The following is a 20,187-nucleotide window of genomic DNA, read 5'->3' on the forward strand; positions in this document are numbered from 1 at the left end:
TAACTTTCTAACCACAATAACATCTCCCCTAGCCCTCTTCAAAGAGGGAGATTATAACCTAATAAAGAAACACTGTTATTATGAAAACAGCATATATAGTAAAAGCATATAGAACAGCCGTTGGGAAAGCTCCCAAAGGTGTCTTCAGATTCAAGCGAGCAGATGAGCTTGCTGCAGAAACGATTCAGTATATGATGAAGGAGCTGCCAGAGTTTGATAAAAAACGCATAGATGACGTAATTGTTGGAAATGCAATGCCAGAGGGATCGCAAGGTCTTAACATGGCACGTCTTATCTCTTTAATGGGACTTGACGTTATTGATGTACCGGGTGTAACTGTAAACCGTTTCTGTTCTTCTGGAATAGAAACTATCGGTATGGCAGTAGCAAAGATTCAAGCAGGAATGGGTGATTGTATTATCGCTGGTGGAGCAGAGTCTATGTCTTCTGTACCTATGACAGGATTTAAACCAGAACTTAACTACGATACCGTAGTAAAGTCTGGACATGAAGATTACTACTGGGGAATGGGTAACACGGCAGAGGCTGTAGCAAATGAATTCAACGTATCTCGTGAAGATCAAGATGAGTTTGCATACAACTCACACATGAAAGCCCTACGTGCACTGGCCGAAGACCGTTTCCAAGATCAGATTGTTCCTATCGATGTGGAGCAAACATATATCGATGCAAATGGTAAGAGAGCAACTAAATCTTATACGGTAAATAAAGACGAGGGACCACGTGCTGGAACTAGTAAGGAAGCGCTTGCAAAGTTAAGAGCTGTATTTGCTCAAGGTGGTAGCGTTACTGCAGGTAACTCTTCACAAATGAGTGATGGTGCTGCCTTTGTAATGGTGATGAGTGAGGAGATGGTAAAAGAACTTAACATCGAGCCTATCGCTCGTATGGTAAACTATGCTGCGGCTGGTGTACCACCTCGTATCATGGGTATAGGTCCTGTAGCTGCAATTCCTAAGGCATTGAAGCAGGCAGGTCTTAAGCAAAATGACATTGAGCTTATTGAGCTTAACGAGGCATTTGCTTCACAATCTCTTGCAGTTATCCGTGAGCTAGGTCTTGATCCAGATATTATAAACGTAAATGGAGGAGCGATCGCTTTAGGTCACCCACTAGGTTGTACAGGAGGTAAACTGTCGGTACAGTTATTTGATGAGATGCGCAAGCGTGATATGTCAGGTAAATACGGGATGGTTACTATGTGTGTAGGTACTGGACAAGGAGCAGCAGGAATTTACGAATTCCTTAAATAATAAAATAGATGAGACCTCTTATTAAAAAGGAGTGTCTCATCTGTTTAAAGTTCGCTTTCGCGAAAGCGTAAAAAAACAATTAAAAAAATAACACAATTTAAAAATAGAGATCAGATTTTAGAAGGATGATTACCCCCTATCTAACGTCTAAAATCTCAAATCTAATATGTAATTATGGCTACAGAAGAAACAAAGAAAGATATCTTACGCGGTGGACAATTTATCGTAAAAGAAACAGCTTGTGAAGATGTCTTCACAATGGAAGATCTTAATGAAGAGCAGCGCATGATGCGTGACAGTACTAGAGAGTTTGTAGATCGTGATCTATGGGCACACTGGGAGCGCTTTGAGAAAAAAGACTATGCATACACAGAGGAGACAATGCGTACGGCTGGTGAACTAGGTTTACTAGGTGTTGCAGTACCAGAAGAGTATGGTGGGTTAGGAATGGGCTTTGTATCTACAATGCTTGTTTGTGATTACATCTCTGGTGCAACTGGATCTTTTAGTACAGCCTTTGGAGCACATACAGGAATTGGAACAATGCCAATTACTTTATACGGTAACGAAGAGCAAAAACAAAAATATGTGCCTAAACTCGCTAGCGGTGAGTGGTTTGGAGCTTACTGTCTTACAGAGCCAGGTGCTGGATCTGATGCAAACTCAGGAAAAACTAAAGCAGTACTTTCTGAAGATGGAAAATCTTACAAGATTTCTGGACAGAAAATGTGGATTTCAAACGCAGGATTCTGTAATCTTTTTATCGTATTCGCAAGAATAGAAGACGATAAGAACATCACAGGATTTATCGTAGAAAATGATCCTTCTAACGGAATCACACTAGGTGACGAAGAGAAGAAATTAGGTATCCACTCTTCTTCTACACGTCAGGTATTCTTTAATGATACTGTAGTATCTGCAGAGAATATGCTTTCTGAGCGTGGTAATGGATTTAAAATTGCAATGAACGCACTTAACGTAGGTCGTATTAAACTTGCAGCTGCTTGTCTTGATGCACAACGTCGTGTAGTAAACGAAGCAGTAACGTATGCTAAGGAGCGTGTACAGTTTAAAACTCCTATTGTAAACTTTGGTGCAATCAAACAAAAGCTTGCTACCATGGCTACAAATGTATATGTAGATGAGTCTGCATCATACAGAGCAGCAAAGAACATAGAGGATCGTATCGCGATGCGTCATGCAGAAGGAAACACACACCAAGAAGCAGAGCTTAAAGGTGTTGAGGAGTATGCCATTGAGTGTTCTATCCTTAAAGTTGCCGTTTCTGAAGATGTACAGAATACAACAGATGAAGGTATCCAAGTTTTTGGAGGAATGGGCTTTAGTGCAGATGCTCCTATGGAATCTGCTTGGAGAGATGCTCGTATCGCTCGTATCTATGAAGGTACAAACGAGATTAACCGTATGCTAGCGGTAGGAATGATGGTGAAGAAGGCAATGAAAGGTCATGTAGACTTTATGGGGCCTGCTACTGCTGTAGGTGAAGAACTTATGGGTATTCCTTCTTTTGATACACCAGACTTTTCTGAAACATTATCTGAAGAGAAAGATCTTCTTAAGCGTCTTAAGAAAGTATTCTTAATGGTAGCAGGATCTGCTGCAAAGAAATATGGAACAGAGCTAGAGAAACACCAGCAATTACTAATGGCTGCTGCAGATATCTTGATTGAAATCTATATGTCTGAGAGTGCAATCTTACGTACAGAGAAGAATATCAAGCGTTCTGGTCTTGAGAGCCAAGCAACGCAACTTGCAATGACTCAACTATACTTATTTAACGCAGTAGATATTATCCAGACTAAGGCTAAAGAAGCTATTATCTCTTTTGCCGAAGGTGATGAGCAACGTATGATGCTTATGGGTCTTAAGCGTTTTACAAAGTACACAAACCAGCCTAACGTAATAGGCTTACGTAACCAGATTGCTGCAGATGTGGAGCAACATGGAAAATATCGCTTTGACGCATAATACACTTTAATAAGTCACTAAAACTATGTGTAATAGATTACGTATTGAAAATGACTTAAAAGTGTTTATGTTCGCTTGCGCGAAAATTTAATTTTATCAAAGCCACTTCTCCTATTGAAGTGGCTTTTTTTGTACCCTACTACTACAACGATTTCGTAACACAACAACCTATCTTATACAATGAAAATTAAAAAAGTCCTTGTCGCCAATCGCGGGGAAATTGCCATTAGAGTACTGCGTGCCTGTACCGAACTTAATATCGCTACAGTTGCGATTTATACCTACGAGGACAGATACTCACAACATCGCAATAAAGCAGATGAGTCTTACCAAATAGGCAAGAATAATGAGCCACTCAAGCCCTACCTTGATATGGATCAGATTATTGACTTAGCCAAATCAAAAAATGTAGATGCCATTCACCCCGGATACGGTTTCTTGTCTGAAAACTCCACCTTTGCTAGAAAATGCGCCGAAAACGGCATTATTTTTATAGGTCCTAAACCTGAGGTGATGGACGCACTAGGTGATAAAATCACTGCAAAAAAAGTAGCACAAAAGTGTAATGTACCTATAATAGAAAGTAATAAAATTGCGCTAGACACCCTTGATATTGCACTTTCTGAAGCTACAAAAATTGGCTATCCAGTAATGCTTAAAGCCGCCTCTGGTGGTGGTGGTCGCGGGATGCGCATCATCCGCAAAGAAGAAGATTTACAGCTTAGTTTTGACTCGGCACGTAATGAGGCGCTTAACTCCTTTGGTGATGATACCATGTTTCTTGAGAAATACGTAGAAGACCCTAAGCACATAGAAGTACAGATTGTAGCAGACTCCCACGGCAACATCAGACACTTGTATGAGCGTGATTGCTCTGTACAACGTAGACACCAGAAGGTGGTAGAGATGGCTCCTTCTTATGGGCTATCACAAACACTATGCGATAATCTATACAAATATGCCGTAGCCATTGCTACCGAAGTAAACTACAACAATATTGGTACTGTTGAGTTTTTGGTAGATGCAGATGATAATATTTACTTCATTGAGGTAAATCCACGTATTCAAGTGGAGCACACGGTTACTGAGATGGTAACAGGCATCGATCTCGTAAAAACACAGATATTTGTCGCTGGAGGTTATAACCTATCAGACAAGCAGATTAAGATTTACGGTCAAGAATCCATTGGTACTTATGGTTTTGCGATACAGTGCCGCCTTACTACCGAAGATCCTGTAAATAACTTTACGCCAGATTATGGGAAAATTACTACCTACCGTAGTGCTTCTGGTATGGGAATTCGTCTTGATGCGGGAAGTATTTACCAAGGGTATAAAGTGAGTCCGTTTTTTGATTCTATGCTAGTTAAGGTTTCTGCACATGGTAGAACGCTTGATGGCTCTATTCGTAAGATGGTTAGAGCATTAAAAGAATTTAGAATACGTGGTGTAGAGACTAACATTCATTTTCTGCAAAATGTCATCCAGACAGATACCTTTAAAAACGGAAAAACTACCGTAAACTTTATACAGAATACTCCTTCCCTCTTTGACATCAAGCTATCACAAGACAGAACTTCAAAAGTGGTTCAGTTTCTTGCAGAAGTTAGTGTGAATGGAAATTCTGACGTAAAGAAAAAGGACGACTCTAAGATTTTTAGAACACCAGAAACCCCATTATACAGCCTCTCAGACCCTTTCCCGAAAGGGACCAAAGACTTACTCACAGAGTTAGGTCCAGAGGAGTTCTGTAAATGGCTCATGGCAGAAAAAAAGATACATTTTACAGATACGACCATGCGTGATGCTCACCAGTCCCTACTGGCTACACGCATGCGTTCGTATGACATGCTTAAGGTAGCATCTAGTTTTGCAAAAAATCACCCTAACACTTTTAGTATGGAAGTTTGGGGAGGTGCAACCTTTGATGTTTGCTTGCGTTTCTTGCACGAAAGCCCGTGGACACGCCTGCGCGAACTGCGTAAAGCGGTGCCTAATATTCTTTTCCAAATGCTCTTGAGAGGATCAAATGGTGTAGGATACAAGGCATATCCAGATAACTTGATAGAGAAATTTGTCGAAAAATCTTGGGAGAATGGTGTAGATATTTTTAGAATTTTCGATTCCCTTAACTGGGTAAAAGCCATGGAGCCTAGCATCCAGTACGTGCGTAACCTCACAGGAGGTATTGCCGAGGGTGCGATAAGCTACACCGGAGATATTCTTGATGTAAAGCAAACTAAGTATGATCTTAAGTATTATACCCAGCTCGCAAAAGATCTTGAAAACGCAGGAGCGCATATGATTGCCATAAAAGACATGGCAGGACTCTTAAAACCGTATGCCGCAACAGAACTGGTAACAGCGCTTAAAGACACCGTAAACTTACCGATACATTTACACACGCATGATACCTCGTCATTACAAACGGCTACCTATCTCAAAGCCATTGAGGCAAATGTAGATGTGGTTGATGTAGCCCTAGGCGGACTATCAGGACTTACGTCTCAACCTAACTTTAATGCGGTGGTGGAGATGATGAAATATCAAGAACGTGAGCACCCTTTTGAGATGGAAAAACTCAATCAGTTTTCAAATTTCTGGGAAGACACGCGCGAACTCTACTACCCTTTTGAGTCTGGACTCAAGGCAGGAACCGCAGAGGTTTTTAAACATGAGATTCCTGGAGGGCAGTATTCTAACCTTAGACCACAAGCAACGGCGCTAGGTCTTGGTGATCGATTTGCTGAAGTTAAAAAGATGTATGCTGCCGTAAATAGTATGTTTGGAAACCTAGTCAAAGTAACACCTAGTTCAAAAGTAGTGGGTGATATGGCGATATTTATGGTGACTAATAACCTAACGCCAGAAGATGTGATGGAACGTGGCGACATGATTTCCTTCCCAGAATCTGTGATTAATTTCTTTAAAGGCGATTTAGGGCAGCCCGTAGGCGGATTCCCTAAAAAATTACAGGCTATCATCTTAAAGAATAAAGACGCCTATACAGACCGCCCCAACGCTCATCTGGCTCCTGTAGATTTTGACAAGGAATATGAAACCTTTACGGCCAGATTCCAAAAAGGGTTTACACGTCCTCTAGAGATGGAAGACTTCTTATCATACATGCTCTACCCTAAGGTGTTTGAGCAAGCGCATGAAAATTACAAGAAGTATGGCAATCTAGCCCTCGTACCTACTAAGAATTTCTTTTACGGTATGGCGCTAGGAGAAGAGATTCTCATTGAGCTAGAGCCTGGTAAAACAGTCATTATCAAGTTACTTTCTATTGGGATACCTAGTGATGAAGGAATGCGCACCGTGTTCTTTAAAGTAAACGGTGAAAACCGCTTTGTCGAAGTGCACGACACCTCTCTCAACATTAAGAAAGTAGAAAATCTTAAAGTAGACCCAGAAGACAGCAACCAGATAGGTGCTCCCCTACAAGGATCACTCTATAAAGTGCTTGTTAAAAAAGGGCAAGAGGTAAAGGAAAACGACCCACTGTTTATCATAGAAGCCATGAAGATGGAAACCACCGTAGTAGCCTCAAAAGACGGCCGCGTAGCATCTATTACCGTAAGCGACGGCAATATGGTCTCACAAAATGACCTTGTCCTTACCATTGAGTAGTACGCTGCGCTATTGATTTCTTATAAATACGCTTTCGCGAAAGTGTAACAAACTAAAAACCACCCGAGGAATTGGGTGGTTTTTTTGTGTCTTAATGAGTAAGAATATTCTTTAATCTTACAATGTAATCTTAGCATTAATAACTATTTTTATGCTCACTAAATGATATAATAAAATATCATTTAATTCAGCCTAAATATACTTTAGATAAATCTATTGAAACTCAAAAAATGAACCGAATAAAAGAGGTTTTAGAAAAAAAAGGGATAAAACAAATTTGGTTATCCGAACAATTAGGAAAAAGTTATAATATGGTAAATTCTTATGTGCAAAACAGAAGACAACCGAGTATTGAAGATTTATATAAAATTGCTAAAATATTGAATGTTGAAGCAAAAGAATTACTAATAGAAAGAGAAATTAAATGAATGTATTAGACTTATTTTCCGGATGTGGTGGAATTAGCTTAGGATTTAAATTAGCTGGATACACCATTAGTGGAGGTGTTGATATTGACCCTGATTCTATCAAAACTTTTCAAAGAAACTTCCCAAAATCAAAAGCTATTTGTGAAAGTTTGTTGGAATATAGTGATGAAAAAATCATAGAGGATTTTGGAGATAGGAAAATTGACATTGTTGTAGGTGGCCCACCCTGTCAAGGTTTTTCATCTGCTAATAGATGGAATAAAGAAAATGAAGATCCACGAAATAAACTATTTTTTGAATACTTAAGGTTTGTAGAACTTCTTAAACCTAAAGCAGTTGTAATTGAAAATGTGAGAGGAATATTAACAAGAGATAAAGGGTTTGCAAAAAATAGAATTGAAAAACTACTTACAAACCTTGGGTACACTGTTGATTGTAAGGTGTTAAATGCATCTGATTATGGAGTTCCACAGAATAGATTGAGAGCTTTTTTTGTCGCAATAAGAAAAGATTATAAAGAAACTTTTGATTTTGAGCAGTTAAAATCAAAACCAAAAGTTACCGTTAAGGAGGCTATTGGTGAATTATATGATTTAGATAAAAATCCTAAAGATAAATTAACTACTCAACCTAAAAATAAATATTTACAATATTTAAGAAAAGAAAATCAGGAAATCTACAACCATGAAACCAAGTATCCTGCTCAATTAACACAAGAAAGAATAAGTCATGTACCTCAAGGAGGAAATTGGGCAGACATACCAACTGAACTCTTTCCTAACAATAGAAGCAACAGACATTCTTCTGCCTTCAAAAGATTAGATGAGAATGCATGTTCTGTAACTATTGACACAGGTAATGCACACAGTAATTATTTTCACCCTTTATACAATCGTATACCAACAGTAAGAGAAGCAGCCAGAATTCAAAGTTTTAAAGACGATTTTATTTTAGAAGGTAGCAGAACAAGTCAATATCGTCAAGTTGGTAATGCTGTGCCTCCATTATTAGCGAAAGCAGTTGCTGATGCATTAAAAAAATATTTAAAATAAATTATGAAAATTATAGATCTTTTTTCTGGAGTTGGAGGATTAAGCCAAGGATTTGAATGGAATGGTTTTAAGCCCGTTGTAGCAATCGACTTTTGGAATGATGCAATCAAAACGTATAACCACAATCGAAAGGAAAAGGTTGGCATTTCAATGGACGTTACTCAATTCAATGATGAATTGCTTCCTAACATTTTAAAGGAGCATAAAATCGATGGAATAATTGGAGGACCACCATGTCAAGGTTTTAGTACCGCCAGATTGTCCAACGCGACAGAAAAAATTGGTAAAATCAACGAAAGTAGAAACCATTTATATCTTGAGTTTTTTAGGACGGTAAATATTGTAAGACCCAAATTCTTTTTGATTGAAAATGTTAGAGGATTAGTGTCCGCCAACAAAGGTGCTTTTGTTGAAGACATAATAGAAAGGTTTGGAAGCATTGGATACAATGTCTCTTATAAAATTTTAAACGCTTCGGATTACGGTGTCCCACAAAATAGACAACGAGTTTTCTTTGTAGGTTTATTAGAAGGTAAATTTGAATTCCCCGAGAAATTCGGGTATAAAGTTTCTACGAAAGAGGCGATTATGGACCTTATTCAATCTAACGAAGAAGCAATTCAAAAATATAGTATACCTTCAAAAAATGAGTATCAGAAATTGATGCGCAATGGGAAGAAAACAATAAAAAATCACGAGGTAACAATCCACAACGAACAAACTACTAATGTAATCTCAATGGTACCTGATGGGGGAAACATTAAATCTTTACCTCCAAAATACTGGGAAATAAGAAAATACAACAAAGCTTTTCAAAGGATGAATAGTGCATTACCTTCTAATACTATAGATACCGGTCATAGAAATTATTTCCACTATGAAGCCAATAGAATTCCTACGGCTCGTGAATCTGCACGAATACAAAGTTTCCCAGACTCTTTTGAGTTTTTGGGAACGAAGGGAAGTCAATATAAGCAAGTTGGAAATGCTGTGCCTCCACTTTTAGCAAAAGTGCTTGCCGAAAAAATTAAATCATATCTTAAATGAGTTTAGAAAAATTAAAACGTGATCTAATTTCTTGTGGGAAAGAGTTCTTTATTGATAACTATACTGAAATTAAAGAATTTTCCCAAGGAAATATTGAGAGAGACAAACTCGACTCATTAATAACGGCTAAGGCACAATGGACTAACATAACTACACTTGGTAACCGAATAAGTGCGGTTAAGATGTTTTTTGAAAACAATCAAGTTATAGATGCACTGAAGATCACGATAGAATCGAGAGCTAAAGCAAATGTAACCGAAAAAGCTAAAGATTACTTTAAGCAAGAAACAGGAAGATCATATAATGAGACTAAAGATAAAATTTTGTCAGAATCAAATTCAGGCTTATTAAAAGAAATCCTTGATACCATTGAAACAGAATATATCAAAGAGCTATGTGACATTGAGGAATTCAGGTATCAAAAAGGATCAGATAAATTAATTGAGTTTGAAAACTATGCTGGTTTAACTAGGGAAGAAATTACCCTTCTATTAAATCAATTTAATGATTCTGGTTTAACCTTCACAAATTTTGTTGAATCTTTAGATAAAGAAAGTGACAAGTATCAGCTACTTACATTGTTGGGAGAAGTTGTTAGTTATTGCGACCTCCATGCCGCTAATAAGAAATTTTACAATCAATATGATGACAACAGAACGCTAGGTAAAGCTGGTGTTCGAATGAATGATTGGCTTGATAAACTTCTTAGTTATAAAATTGAAGACAATGACTTGTCGAAACTCACACCCAGCATTAAAAATGCGCTTCTTTACCTAAAAGATCCGGAAAATGGGTTAACAATGTTGAGTGAGAATCATAGAGAAAAGTTTTCAATAAAGCTACTACATAAAACGTACGAGCCCGAAAACATAATTCATGATTTAATCTCATTTTTTGAACCTTATGATATTGAAGTTTCGAACGAGAAAAATCGTACCACAGTTTATTGTAGTATACTTTATTCAGAAAATGTAAAACAACTTTGGCTTAATGATGATGATATTGAAGTAGAAGAAAATCCTGATACTAAAAATACAAATGATATGAAAACACCTTTAAATCAAATTTTTTATGGACCTCCAGGTACTGGAAAAACTTATAATATTTCTTCGGAAGCAGAGAAAATTATTAACTCAGAGAATAATTCTTCAGCAAATACCAGAGAAGAAAAGTTTCATCGAATTTGTGAATCTGTTAGAAATATCAGCGGTTTAGAAATAAAAGCAAATTCCTTATATCGAAATGAACGAGCTATATTATGGATGTATGGTTACTTATTAGAACCACCACATAATGCAACCAATTCGATTATAAATAATGAGGCAATTGCTAACGGTATGGATCCATCTCCATCCTCATGGGCACAATATTCACAATATCTTACACAATTTGGTTTTGTAGACGATTGGAGAAAGTCTACTGAAGTCAATCTAAATGAAAGAGGTATTGAATTAAAAAATGATTTAGTTGAATTCTTAAATGAAAACAATCTAACATTTGAAGATTTGAAAAACTGGAATCAAGATGCTCCAGACATTGTTAGAGAATCCTACTTCAGTGCTATTAGTGAAATTGAAAAGGACAATTTTACTAATCAAATGAAAGTTATTTATTGCGTTCTCAATTTAGCGTTAAACAATTTTCTTAGATCTGAAACAGAGTATAAAAAGAAAGAGGCATCAGATAGAGAAGAAGCTTCTGCATATATTGATATTGAAGATGATAATGCTGATATCAAATGGATTGGTCAAATTGGAAGATCTCTGAGAGGTTTAGGTATAGTAGATAATTATATTCTAGATAGTACAGGGAAGAACACATATCATCTTAGTGAAAATGGCCTTGAATTAGTTGACAAAATTATTGAAAACTGGGAAAATAATTACCCTGAATTATTTGGCGATTTTATCAGTTATGAAAATGCAGTTGAACATGGGCGAGTAAAATTTATAACATTCCATCAATCGTACTCATATGAAGAATTTATAGAGGGGATCAGACCAAAAATGGATTCAGATGAACTAACTTATTCTTTAGAAAAAGGTGTCTTTAAAGAGATTTCTGATAATGCTAAAAACTATCCAAATCATAATTATGTAATAATAATTGATGAAATTAACAGAGGTAATATTTCTAAAATTTTCGGAGAACTAATTACACTTATTGAACCTTCAAAAAGGCTATTTTCAGGCAATGAAAAAGAACACCCAAAAGAGGTTACTCTTCCATACAGTAAAAAGCTATTTGGTGTACCTAAAAACCTTTACATTTTAGGTACAATGAATACTGCTGATAAATCTATTTCTTTACTAGATTCAGCTTTAAGGAGAAGGTTTTCATTTACAGAGATGTTACCAAATTCAACAGTCGTAAAAGACAATATATCAATAGAAGGTATTGAGGTTGAAAAACTTTTTGAGACAATCAATTCTAGAATTGAATTCTTAATTGACAAAGACCATACGATTGGTCATTCATATTTTCTTAAAATAAAAGAAAATCAAACTATTGAGGCTCTATCGTTAATATTTAAAAATGAAATCATCCCATTATTGACTGAGTATTTCTATGGTGATTTTGAAAAAATTCAACTGGTTCTTGGTGAGAATAAAGATTGGAAATCTAAAAGTGACAATAAATTCTTTAATAAAAAAACCTCCCAGCAAAAAAGCTTATTCGGTAAAGATGAAGCTGTAGAGGGTTATGACGAAAAAATAATTTTTGAATTAAATGATGATTTATTAGGACTAAAAGAAGATGGAACTATTAAAGGTAAATCAGAAGACCTAATAAAGCTTTTCAAATCTGTTTATACTAAGAAATCGAATTAGTGAGAAAAAATTACGAAATATCGGAATATGGTGTTATTAGATCTAAAGAAGATTATGACATAGAATCATCTTTTAAATCTTTAAAAGAGCTTTACCTACCAAAAGAACTTTTCAATGACCTCTTTGAGTTTATTATGCAAAATCAAGAGGAAAAGAAAGAGGGAGAACGTATGTTCTCAATCTATTCTAAAGGAAAAAAACGTCAAATTAAAACAAAAAACTATGTTGGCGTAATTGAAACTTCAAAGGGTCTTACTTTGGAAATTTTACCTAAAATATTTTTCGATTATTCAGATGAGGATTACAATACTGAATTGATTGACACCAAAAAGGTATTTCTAAAGATGTTAAGTAAATTAAAGAATTCACCATTTCTAAATATCAGTTCAGCACATCTCAAAACATCATCTAGTTTTCCTTTATTAGAAGTATTTATTGAGAATTACATAAAGGAGATAAAAAAGATAATAAGAGGCGGTCTTAAATCTCAATATGTTGATCAGCAGGAAAATTTAAACTTCCTGAAAGGTAAGATTGTAAATTCAATAAACATAAAACATAATCATTCAAATAAAGCGAAGTTTTATTGTGCATTTGACGAGTTTTCTAATAATATGGTTTATAACCAATTGATTAAATCAACGTTATTAAAACTGAATAGAATTTCAAAATCACATTACAACAGGACAAGTATCCTTCAATTATTGCATCATTTTGATCCAATAAAAGAATCAATGGACTTGATATCGGATTTCAGAAAAGTCAGTGGTAGCAATCGCCTATTTTTAAATTACAAGCAAGCTATCTCATGGTCTGAAGTTTTTTTAATGAACAAATCGTTTACAAACTTTAGCGGTAACTCTAAGAATATGGCTATTCTATTTCCTATGGAAAGAATTTTTGAAGATTATGTTGGCTACTTAATGAAAACATATGCCGAAGGCCATGAAATAAAAACTCAAGATAGGTCATATTATTTGGTTTCAAGTCACATAAACAAAAATAAGTTTAGGTTAAACCCTGATATTGTTGCAACTAATGAGAAATATAATGAACAGATAATATTTGATACTAAATGGAAATTGTTGGATGAATCAAAGGAGAAAAAAAACTATAATATTTCTCAATCAGATATGTACCAGCTATATGCCTACGGGAAAAAATATGATTTAAAAAACGGATTTGCAACAGAACCTAAACTTGTATTACTCTACCCTTCCAATCCGAATTTTCAAAAACCACTTGACGATTTTATTTATGAAGGGGAACTTATCTTAAGTGTGCTCCCTTTTAATTTAAAGAGTTCTCTTTCTAAAGAAAACGAACAAAAAGAACTGAAGAAAATTTTTACTTCAATTAATAAATTACCTAATTATAAATTGGAGGAGATACAACTTCACATGGCCGCAGAAACAACCAATAAATAAATTTTTGAAGTTTGTGCCTCATTCAAATTTAGAACAGTTAAAAAATCCATCCCCACCAAAACCATATCTTTGAGTAAAACACCTCCACCACTCAACCTATGGACGCCAAACCGCAAAAACATTCTGTTACTTATATTGTATTACTCATACTAGCGGGAGAGGCGGTTTTTATATTACCATTTGTATTGGCTAGGGTTTTTAGAGCGACGGTGCTTGATGTATTTGAGATAAACAACACAGAGCTTGGTTTTTGCTTTTCTATTTATGGTCTGGTAGCGCTAGTGTCTTATCTTTTTGGCGGTCCGCTGGCAGATAGGTTTCCTCCTCGTAAGTTAATGGGTGTGGCACTTGTACTCACCGCCTTGGGCGGACTGGTATATGCAAATAGTCCCTCGCTTGTCACTTTGCAAGTGCTGTATGGCTTTTGGGGTTTTACGACGATTTTCTTGTTTTGGGCAGCGATGATTAAAGCTACGCGTGTTTGGGGTGGTGAAAAAAGCCAAGGGAAAGCCTTCGGCTTTCTAGATGGCGGTCGCGGCCTTGTAGGTGCGCTTTTTGGAGCGTTGGGTGTGCTTATTTTTTCGCTGTTTGCTCCAGAAAATGGAAGCGAACTATCACCAGAACAGCAAGCGGAGGCGTTTACTTCTGTAATCTATTACTCTTCTGCTATTGTAGCAATTATTGGAGTTCTCGTATTCTTCTTTCTCAAAAGTGATGTAGCAGCTGAGGAAATCAATCGAGAAAAAATAACCGTAAACACCATAAAACAAGTAATGCTATTACCCTCTGTAAGCTTGCTTATGGTCATTATACTTTGTGCATATGTGGGCTACAAAATCACAGATATCTTCTCGCTATACGCAAATGTAGTAATGGGATACAATGAGGTAGGCGCTGCCAAAACGGGAACTTTCTTACTCTTTATTCGTCCCGTAGTAGGCGTGGTAATTGGTTTTCTAGCAGATAGATCTAGAGCGTCTGTATACTTGATGATAGGTTTTGTGCTGTCTGTTCTTGGCGCCATACTATTTGCTTCGGGAGTGCTTCATGAAGGAACTACTATCCTATTTTTTCTCTCTATCATTATCACAGCCGTAGGTGTGTATGCTGCGCGTGTGCTGTATTTTGCCGTGATGAAGGAAGGAAATATTCCGTTGTATCTCACAGGTACTGCTGTAGGCATTATTTCATTTATAGGCTACACACCAGATATTTTTGCAGGACCTATGATTGGCTACTTTTTAGACGGGATGCCTGGTCGTGCGGGTCACGAGGCTGTGTTTTGGTTACTCGCTGCGTTTTCGGCAGTTGGCTTAGGTGCTTCGTTTTTGTTTTATCGATTTTCGCTACGTAATGATAAAGCCTCGTCTTTAAGGAAATAAGCTTTCGCGAAACTCTTCCTGAATTCATTTCGCAGAACTTGTCCCGAATTCACTTCGGGAAGCGTAAAAAAGCAGGGAACTTTTAGTATACATTACAATTTATGACTGCTTACCTAACCAGAGCATATAATTAATTACACGTTGCAAAGCTTCACTATCTGCATCGTTAGTGTCGTTAATTGCGATGCTACACTGATACTCCGGGAAATGAATAAAAAGTGTACCCCAAAAACCAGAATGAGTATAGGCTACGATATCGTTTTTCTTTCCTTGTATACTCCTAAAACCTAGTCGCTGTATAGGTAATTGCTTTCCCGCAGCATCATAATCCTTTTGTAGAAGCATTACGGCAAGACTATCTTCATGCTCATAAATCTTACCGTCAAAAAGCGCTTGTAGAAACATCGCTAAATCTCTTGTGGTAGAAACCAGACCGCCACCACCATATAAATCTACAGAGGCATCCCACTCTGACGCATCAAGCGGTCCCACGTACCTTTTTACAGACGGTAATAATCCTTCTGGGCTAGGTTCTAAGGTTTCAAGCCAGGTGGCGTTCATCCCAATTTTATCCAACTTTAAAAGACTTCGTAAGCCTTCGGCTAGTCCTGTATTAGTGAGTTTTTCTATAATCTCACCTAGTAATATATATCCCGTATCGCTATAATGCTGCTCTATTCCTGCTGCTGCATGTGGCTTGCCATAATCCATCGCAAACTGGATTTGTTCTGTTCTCGTCCATCGTCTTGAGGGTGTTTTTGAAGCTACCTCAATATATTCTGGACCACCTTCGGCATAATCATAAAGGCCACTAGAGTGAATTAAACATTGACGTATCGTAATTGCATCTGGATGATAACCGCCTTTTCTTAGTATCTCAATATGCTCTTGACTAATGTATTGTGTGATAGCATCGTCTAATGCTAGTTGGCCATTTTCGCGCAAGCGCATAATAGCAATCGCTACAAAGACTTTTGTAAGACTTGCAATCCTAAAAGGTTGTGCCGCATCAAGTTTTCTATCCTTTTCTAAACTATCAAAGCCCGCTGCACCTGTAAAGTCAATATCAAGCTTAGGCGAAATTACGGTGAGTGATAAACCCGTAGAGTGAGCCAACTTCTCTCCTGTCTCTTCATCTAAAATACGCTGAAGATTAATAGCTGGATTTGCATCATAATCAACAGCTTTTTGAGAAGTTCCGCAGCTTGTAAGTAAAGCACAAAGAGCAATATAAAAGTATCTGAATTTCATTGTTTTTATTTTTGGTAAAGATGACGCTTTCGCGAAAACGTCCATTGTAAAAATTCGTCACAATTACATAGGTCGCACTTTTATAAAGGCAGCGGTTTTTAACAATTGCCCTGGTGTGAGGTAGGTATAGCGCTTAATATCTTTAATAAAATGCGACTGATCATAATACCCATATTTGACTACATAATGCTGCCAGTCGCTATTACGAGTGATGTATAACTCTCGTAAAGCAAGTTTATAACGTTGCAACGACTGGAACCGCTTAGGAGTAAGCCCTGTGTCTTTTTTAAAATGACGCTCCATAGTGCTATATGAATATCCCGTAGCATCCATGATGGTTTTCATATCAAAAGTGCTGCTTATTTCTTGTGCCATTTCTACCACAAAACCTTCTGCTTGTTTATTATACTGCTCGAGGAACCACTCATCTAGCGCAGTAACGACTTGGGGTGCTTGAAGTGTGTCTAAATAGCTAATGAAGTTATTAATTGCAACGCCAAAAACATCATCTAGACACGCCACAGAGTCACGCATAATTGTTTGCGCATCTGCTCGTAAAAATGGACGTAAGGATGAGAGACCACGTGACTTAAACTTCACAATTATACACCGCTTAAGAGCAGATAAATCAAGATAAACCTGATCGTGGATAAAGCTAAAAAGCCTACTCGCATCAGAATGATAAATTTTTCCCATGTAAGTCATCGTGTAATGCCCTTCTAATACAATAATCATATCTGGAGTAATGCCAGGATAGGCATACATAAACGGACTTCCGAGTGATAATATTCCTGCATCATTGAGTATCCAATAATGATCAATATGTTTTTGAATTTCTGGGATGGATGGTGCTAGAATCACCATCCGAAGCTAGTCATAATATGTGAAGATGACAAAAGGTTTGTTTTAGAAAGGTACGTTCTTGACAAACTCGTCCCACACTAACTTCGCAAACCGTAAAAAACATAAGACATACCATGCTTTTTAAATTTATCTTTGCTGCCAAATAGATTCAATGTCCTTTACTCTTCTTTCCTCGCCTTTACAAGGCTTTACAGACTTTAGATTCCGTAATGCGCAACAGCAATTTTTTGGTGGCATAGACACTTACTATGCGCCATACATACGTCTCAATGGGAAGATGAAGATAAAGGGATCTTATCAACGCGACCTTGATCCTGCAGTAAACACGACACTTGAGGTAATCCCACAGGTGATGACGGCAAGTGCAGATGAGTTTATGTTTGTGATTAAATATATTGAGTCACTGGGCTACACAGAGCTCAACTGGAATTTAGGTTGCCCCTACCCGATGGTTACAAAAAGCGGAATGGGTTCTGGACTTATCTGTAACACAGAAAAAATAGATCATATTCTTGATCGTGCACATAGCGAGTCTAATGTGACCATCTCTATGAAAATGCGCCTAGGTTATGAGAGTCCAAATGAGATTTTAGAATCTTTTAAAGTACTCGATAAATATCCGCTTAAAAATGTGGCTATTCATGCTAGGCTTGGTAAACAGCTCTATAAAGGCGGTGTTGATCTAGAAGGGTTTCAGAAATGTATAGACGTGGCAAAACATACGTTGTACTACAACGGTGATATCACAAGTGTTGAGCAGTTTAGAAAAATGCGCGAGCGCTTTCCTTCTATCAAGCATTTTATGATAGGTAGAGGTCTCATTGCAGATCCGTTTTTACCAAGTATGATTAAAGCAGATACGACAGAGTATCCTGCTAAGCGCTGGGAAACTTTTAGAGCTTTTCACGATACGATTTACGAGCAGTATGATGCGGCATTATCTGGTCCTACGCCTATCAAGATGAAAATGCTAGGTTTCTGGGAGTTTTTCTCTCAGTCTACTCACAATCCGCATAAGGTGTATAAGGCTATCAAAAAAGCAGGAAATCCCGTAAAATATAGGCAAGCCGTTGGCGAGATTATCGCTGCGCAGCGTAAAGCACAATAATTTTAGACGAAGCGGTTGATAAAAGTGTTTTCTTCTATCAATTTCGCTATTTTTAGATTTCACAATTAATCCGTGTTTATGAAGTCTAAGATTCCCAATGGTGTAATGCTTAATGCTTATCCAGATAGCATAGGTAAAAAGCTACACGATACTGTTACCTTATTGCAGCGTCCAGAACTTAAGGATGTCTTCTCCTTGTTTTATGTACTACCTACTTTTTTTAACAGTGATCTAGACCGCGGTTTCTCCATTATAGACTATAATATAAATTCAGATTTGGTTAGTCAAGAGGATCTTGATGCGCTTAAAAAGCTAGATGTCATGCTTAAGTTTGACATTGTGCTTAACCATCTTTCTGTAGGCTCACCACAGTTTAAAGACATGCTAGAAAACGGTGACAACTCTATTTATAAAGACTTTTTTATTGACTGGAATACCTTTTGGGAAGGTAAAGCAGATGCCTACAACAATGGTGTAGCTGTTCCCAAAAAAGAGTACCTAGATAAGTTATTCATGCGCAAGCCTGGCTTACCAGTGCTCAAAGTGATGTTTCCAGATGGTACAGAACGCCCGTACTGGAACACATTTTATCAGCAAATTACGTATCATGAAATAACCATTGAGGATTTAAAAACTTTAAGCGAACTATCAACCGAGGATAAAAAGGATACGGTGGCACTTATAAATAATGCCATTGCTGGTGGGTATGATATTTCTGAAGTACGCTTTCGCGAAAGCGTAACACCTCACATCCCTGAGCTTTTAAAGATCATTGAGCAACAACGCTCTTATCTTGGGCAAATGGATGTAAATGGAAATTCTGAAATGGTTTGGGATTTTTATGATGAAACACTTAAAAAAGTAGCCGATTTTGGATGTAAAATATTACGCCTTGATGCCTTTGCTTACTTACATAAGGAAGTGGGACAAACCAACTTTTTCAATAAACCTGGAACCTGGACGTACCTAGAGCGTATCAACCAGATTGCTCAAAAATATGATCTTACCTTACTTCCTGAGATTCACTCAGAATACGGTTTAGGCCTACACGACGAAGTTGCTTCTGAAGGATATCAAATCTATGATTTCTTTTTCCCTGGACTTGTTATTCACACCATTGAAACTGGAAGCGCTAGCGCTCTTTTGTCATGGGCAAAAGAAGTGATTGCCAAAGGTTATAAAACCGTAAACATGCTAGGTTGTCACGACGGGATACCCGTACTCGACCTGAAAGGAATCACAGATGCACAAGGAAATAACCATCCAGGACTCCTAAAAGACACTGAAATTGAACATATCATTGAAACGATTTTAAGTCGTGGTGGACGTGTCAAGAATATCTATGATCCCGAAGGAAACAAAATCTCCTACTACCAAGTAAATGCTACGTTTTACAGCGCCCTGGGCGAAGATGATCGCAAGCTCTTGCTTGCTCGTGCATTACAAATATTTATGCCTGGAATCCCCCAGGTTTGGTACTTAGACCTTTTTGCAGGAAAGAATGATTATGAGGCGGCAGACGCTGCTGGAACCGGAGGTCATAAAGAAATTAACCGCACTACATTAACACAGGAAGATATTGAGCGCGGACTTGAAAAACCTGTGGTCTTAAAACAACTAGAATTACTGCGTTTACGTAACACCGCTGCTGCTTTTTCTGGAACAATGACCATAGAAATTGAAGATACTAGTCAGCTGGAAATTAGTTGGAAACAGGACGATGATACAGCCACCTTAAAAGCAAATCTCACTGACTACTCTTTTACGATTACTCATGTTTCTAATGGTGTAGAAACAGTCATTGCTAATAACTAGTTGATTACAAAACTCCGAATAATTTTAATTAACAAGCATGTAAGCACTTTATTGTGAGTCATCTTGCTCTTAATTTAAAATGCATT

General features: G+C 37.2%; 13 protein-coding genes. 11 read left to right on the forward strand and 2 right to left on the reverse strand.

All coding sequences use genetic code 11. From position 1 onward, the window contains the following. Positions 1–80: 80 nt before the first annotated feature. From D017_RS13440 to D017_RS13480, 9 genes are all read left to right on the forward strand, one after another. On the forward strand, positions 81–1,274 hold the full coding sequence (locus tag D017_RS13440; RefSeq protein WP_035337179.1) for an acetyl-CoA C-acyltransferase: 1,194 nt from the start codon (positions 81–83) through the stop codon (positions 1,272–1,274). Between the two features lie 174 nt (positions 1,275–1,448). Continuing rightward, positions 1,449–3,263, forward strand: coding sequence for an acyl-CoA dehydrogenase family protein (locus tag D017_RS13445; protein ID WP_035337181.1), 1,815 nt, complete (start codon positions 1,449–1,451; stop codon positions 3,261–3,263). Positions 3,264–3,443: 180 nt separating this feature from the next. Beyond that, complete coding sequence (locus tag D017_RS13450) at positions 3,444–6,896, forward strand: pyruvate carboxylase (RefSeq protein ID WP_035337183.1); 3,453 nt, start codon at positions 3,444–3,446, stop codon at positions 6,894–6,896. Between the two features lie 230 nt (positions 6,897–7,126). Next, on the forward strand, positions 7,127–7,324 hold the full coding sequence (locus tag D017_RS13455) for a helix-turn-helix transcriptional regulator (RefSeq protein WP_035337184.1): 198 nt from the start codon (positions 7,127–7,129) through the stop codon (positions 7,322–7,324). Beyond that, the gene (locus D017_RS13460; RefSeq protein WP_035337185.1) at positions 7,321–8,376 is read left to right on the forward strand and encodes a DNA cytosine methyltransferase; all 1,056 of its coding nucleotides are present in this window, start codon (positions 7,321–7,323) and stop codon (positions 8,374–8,376) included. The genes D017_RS13455 and D017_RS13460 overlap by 4 nt, the downstream gene beginning before the upstream one ends. 3 nt (positions 8,377–8,379) lie before the next feature. Then, the gene (locus D017_RS13465) at positions 8,380–9,423 is read left to right on the forward strand and encodes a DNA cytosine methyltransferase (protein ID WP_035337187.1); all 1,044 of its coding nucleotides are present in this window, start codon (positions 8,380–8,382) and stop codon (positions 9,421–9,423) included. After that, on the forward strand, positions 9,420–12,254 hold the full coding sequence (locus D017_RS15495) for an AAA family ATPase (protein ID WP_051583916.1): 2,835 nt from the start codon (positions 9,420–9,422) through the stop codon (positions 12,252–12,254). Before D017_RS13465 ends, D017_RS15495 begins: the two co-directional genes overlap by 4 nt. Beyond that, positions 12,254–13,681: an McrC family protein gene (locus D017_RS13475; RefSeq protein ID WP_051583917.1), complete on the forward strand. Its 1,428-nt coding sequence runs from the start codon at positions 12,254–12,256 to the stop codon at positions 13,679–13,681. The genes D017_RS15495 and D017_RS13475 overlap by 1 nt, the downstream gene beginning before the upstream one ends. 98 nt (positions 13,682–13,779) lie before the next feature. Then, positions 13,780–15,063: an MFS transporter gene (locus tag D017_RS13480; RefSeq protein ID WP_035337189.1), complete on the forward strand. Its 1,284-nt coding sequence runs from the start codon at positions 13,780–13,782 to the stop codon at positions 15,061–15,063. Between the two features lie 99 nt (positions 15,064–15,162). Here D017_RS13480 and D017_RS13485 read toward each other — a convergent pair whose 3' ends face one another. Beyond that, positions 15,163–16,314 (reverse strand): serine hydrolase domain-containing protein, encoded by a 1,152-nt coding sequence (locus D017_RS13485; RefSeq protein ID WP_051583918.1) that lies wholly within the window; start codon positions 16,312–16,314, stop codon positions 15,163–15,165. A gap of 63 nt (positions 16,315–16,377) precedes the next feature. Next, complete coding sequence (locus D017_RS13490; protein WP_035337191.1) at positions 16,378–17,178, reverse strand: helix-turn-helix domain-containing protein; 801 nt, start codon at positions 17,176–17,178, stop codon at positions 16,378–16,380. 151 nt (positions 17,179–17,329) lie between these two features. Between D017_RS13490 and D017_RS13495 the strand changes: the two genes are divergently transcribed. Together D017_RS13495 and D017_RS13500 are read left to right on the forward strand one after the other, a co-directional pair. Further along, positions 17,330–18,286, forward strand: coding sequence for a tRNA-dihydrouridine synthase family protein (locus D017_RS13495; RefSeq protein ID WP_035337193.1), 957 nt, complete (start codon positions 17,330–17,332; stop codon positions 18,284–18,286). Positions 18,287–18,364: 78 nt separating this feature from the next. After that, complete coding sequence (locus tag D017_RS13500) at positions 18,365–20,101, forward strand: glycosidase (RefSeq protein WP_035337194.1); 1,737 nt, start codon at positions 18,365–18,367, stop codon at positions 20,099–20,101. Positions 20,102–20,187: the final 86 nt, after the last annotated feature.

The organism is Dokdonia sp. PRO95, from assembly GCF_000355805.1.
GTDB lineage: Bacteria > Bacteroidota > Bacteroidia > Flavobacteriales > Flavobacteriaceae > Dokdonia.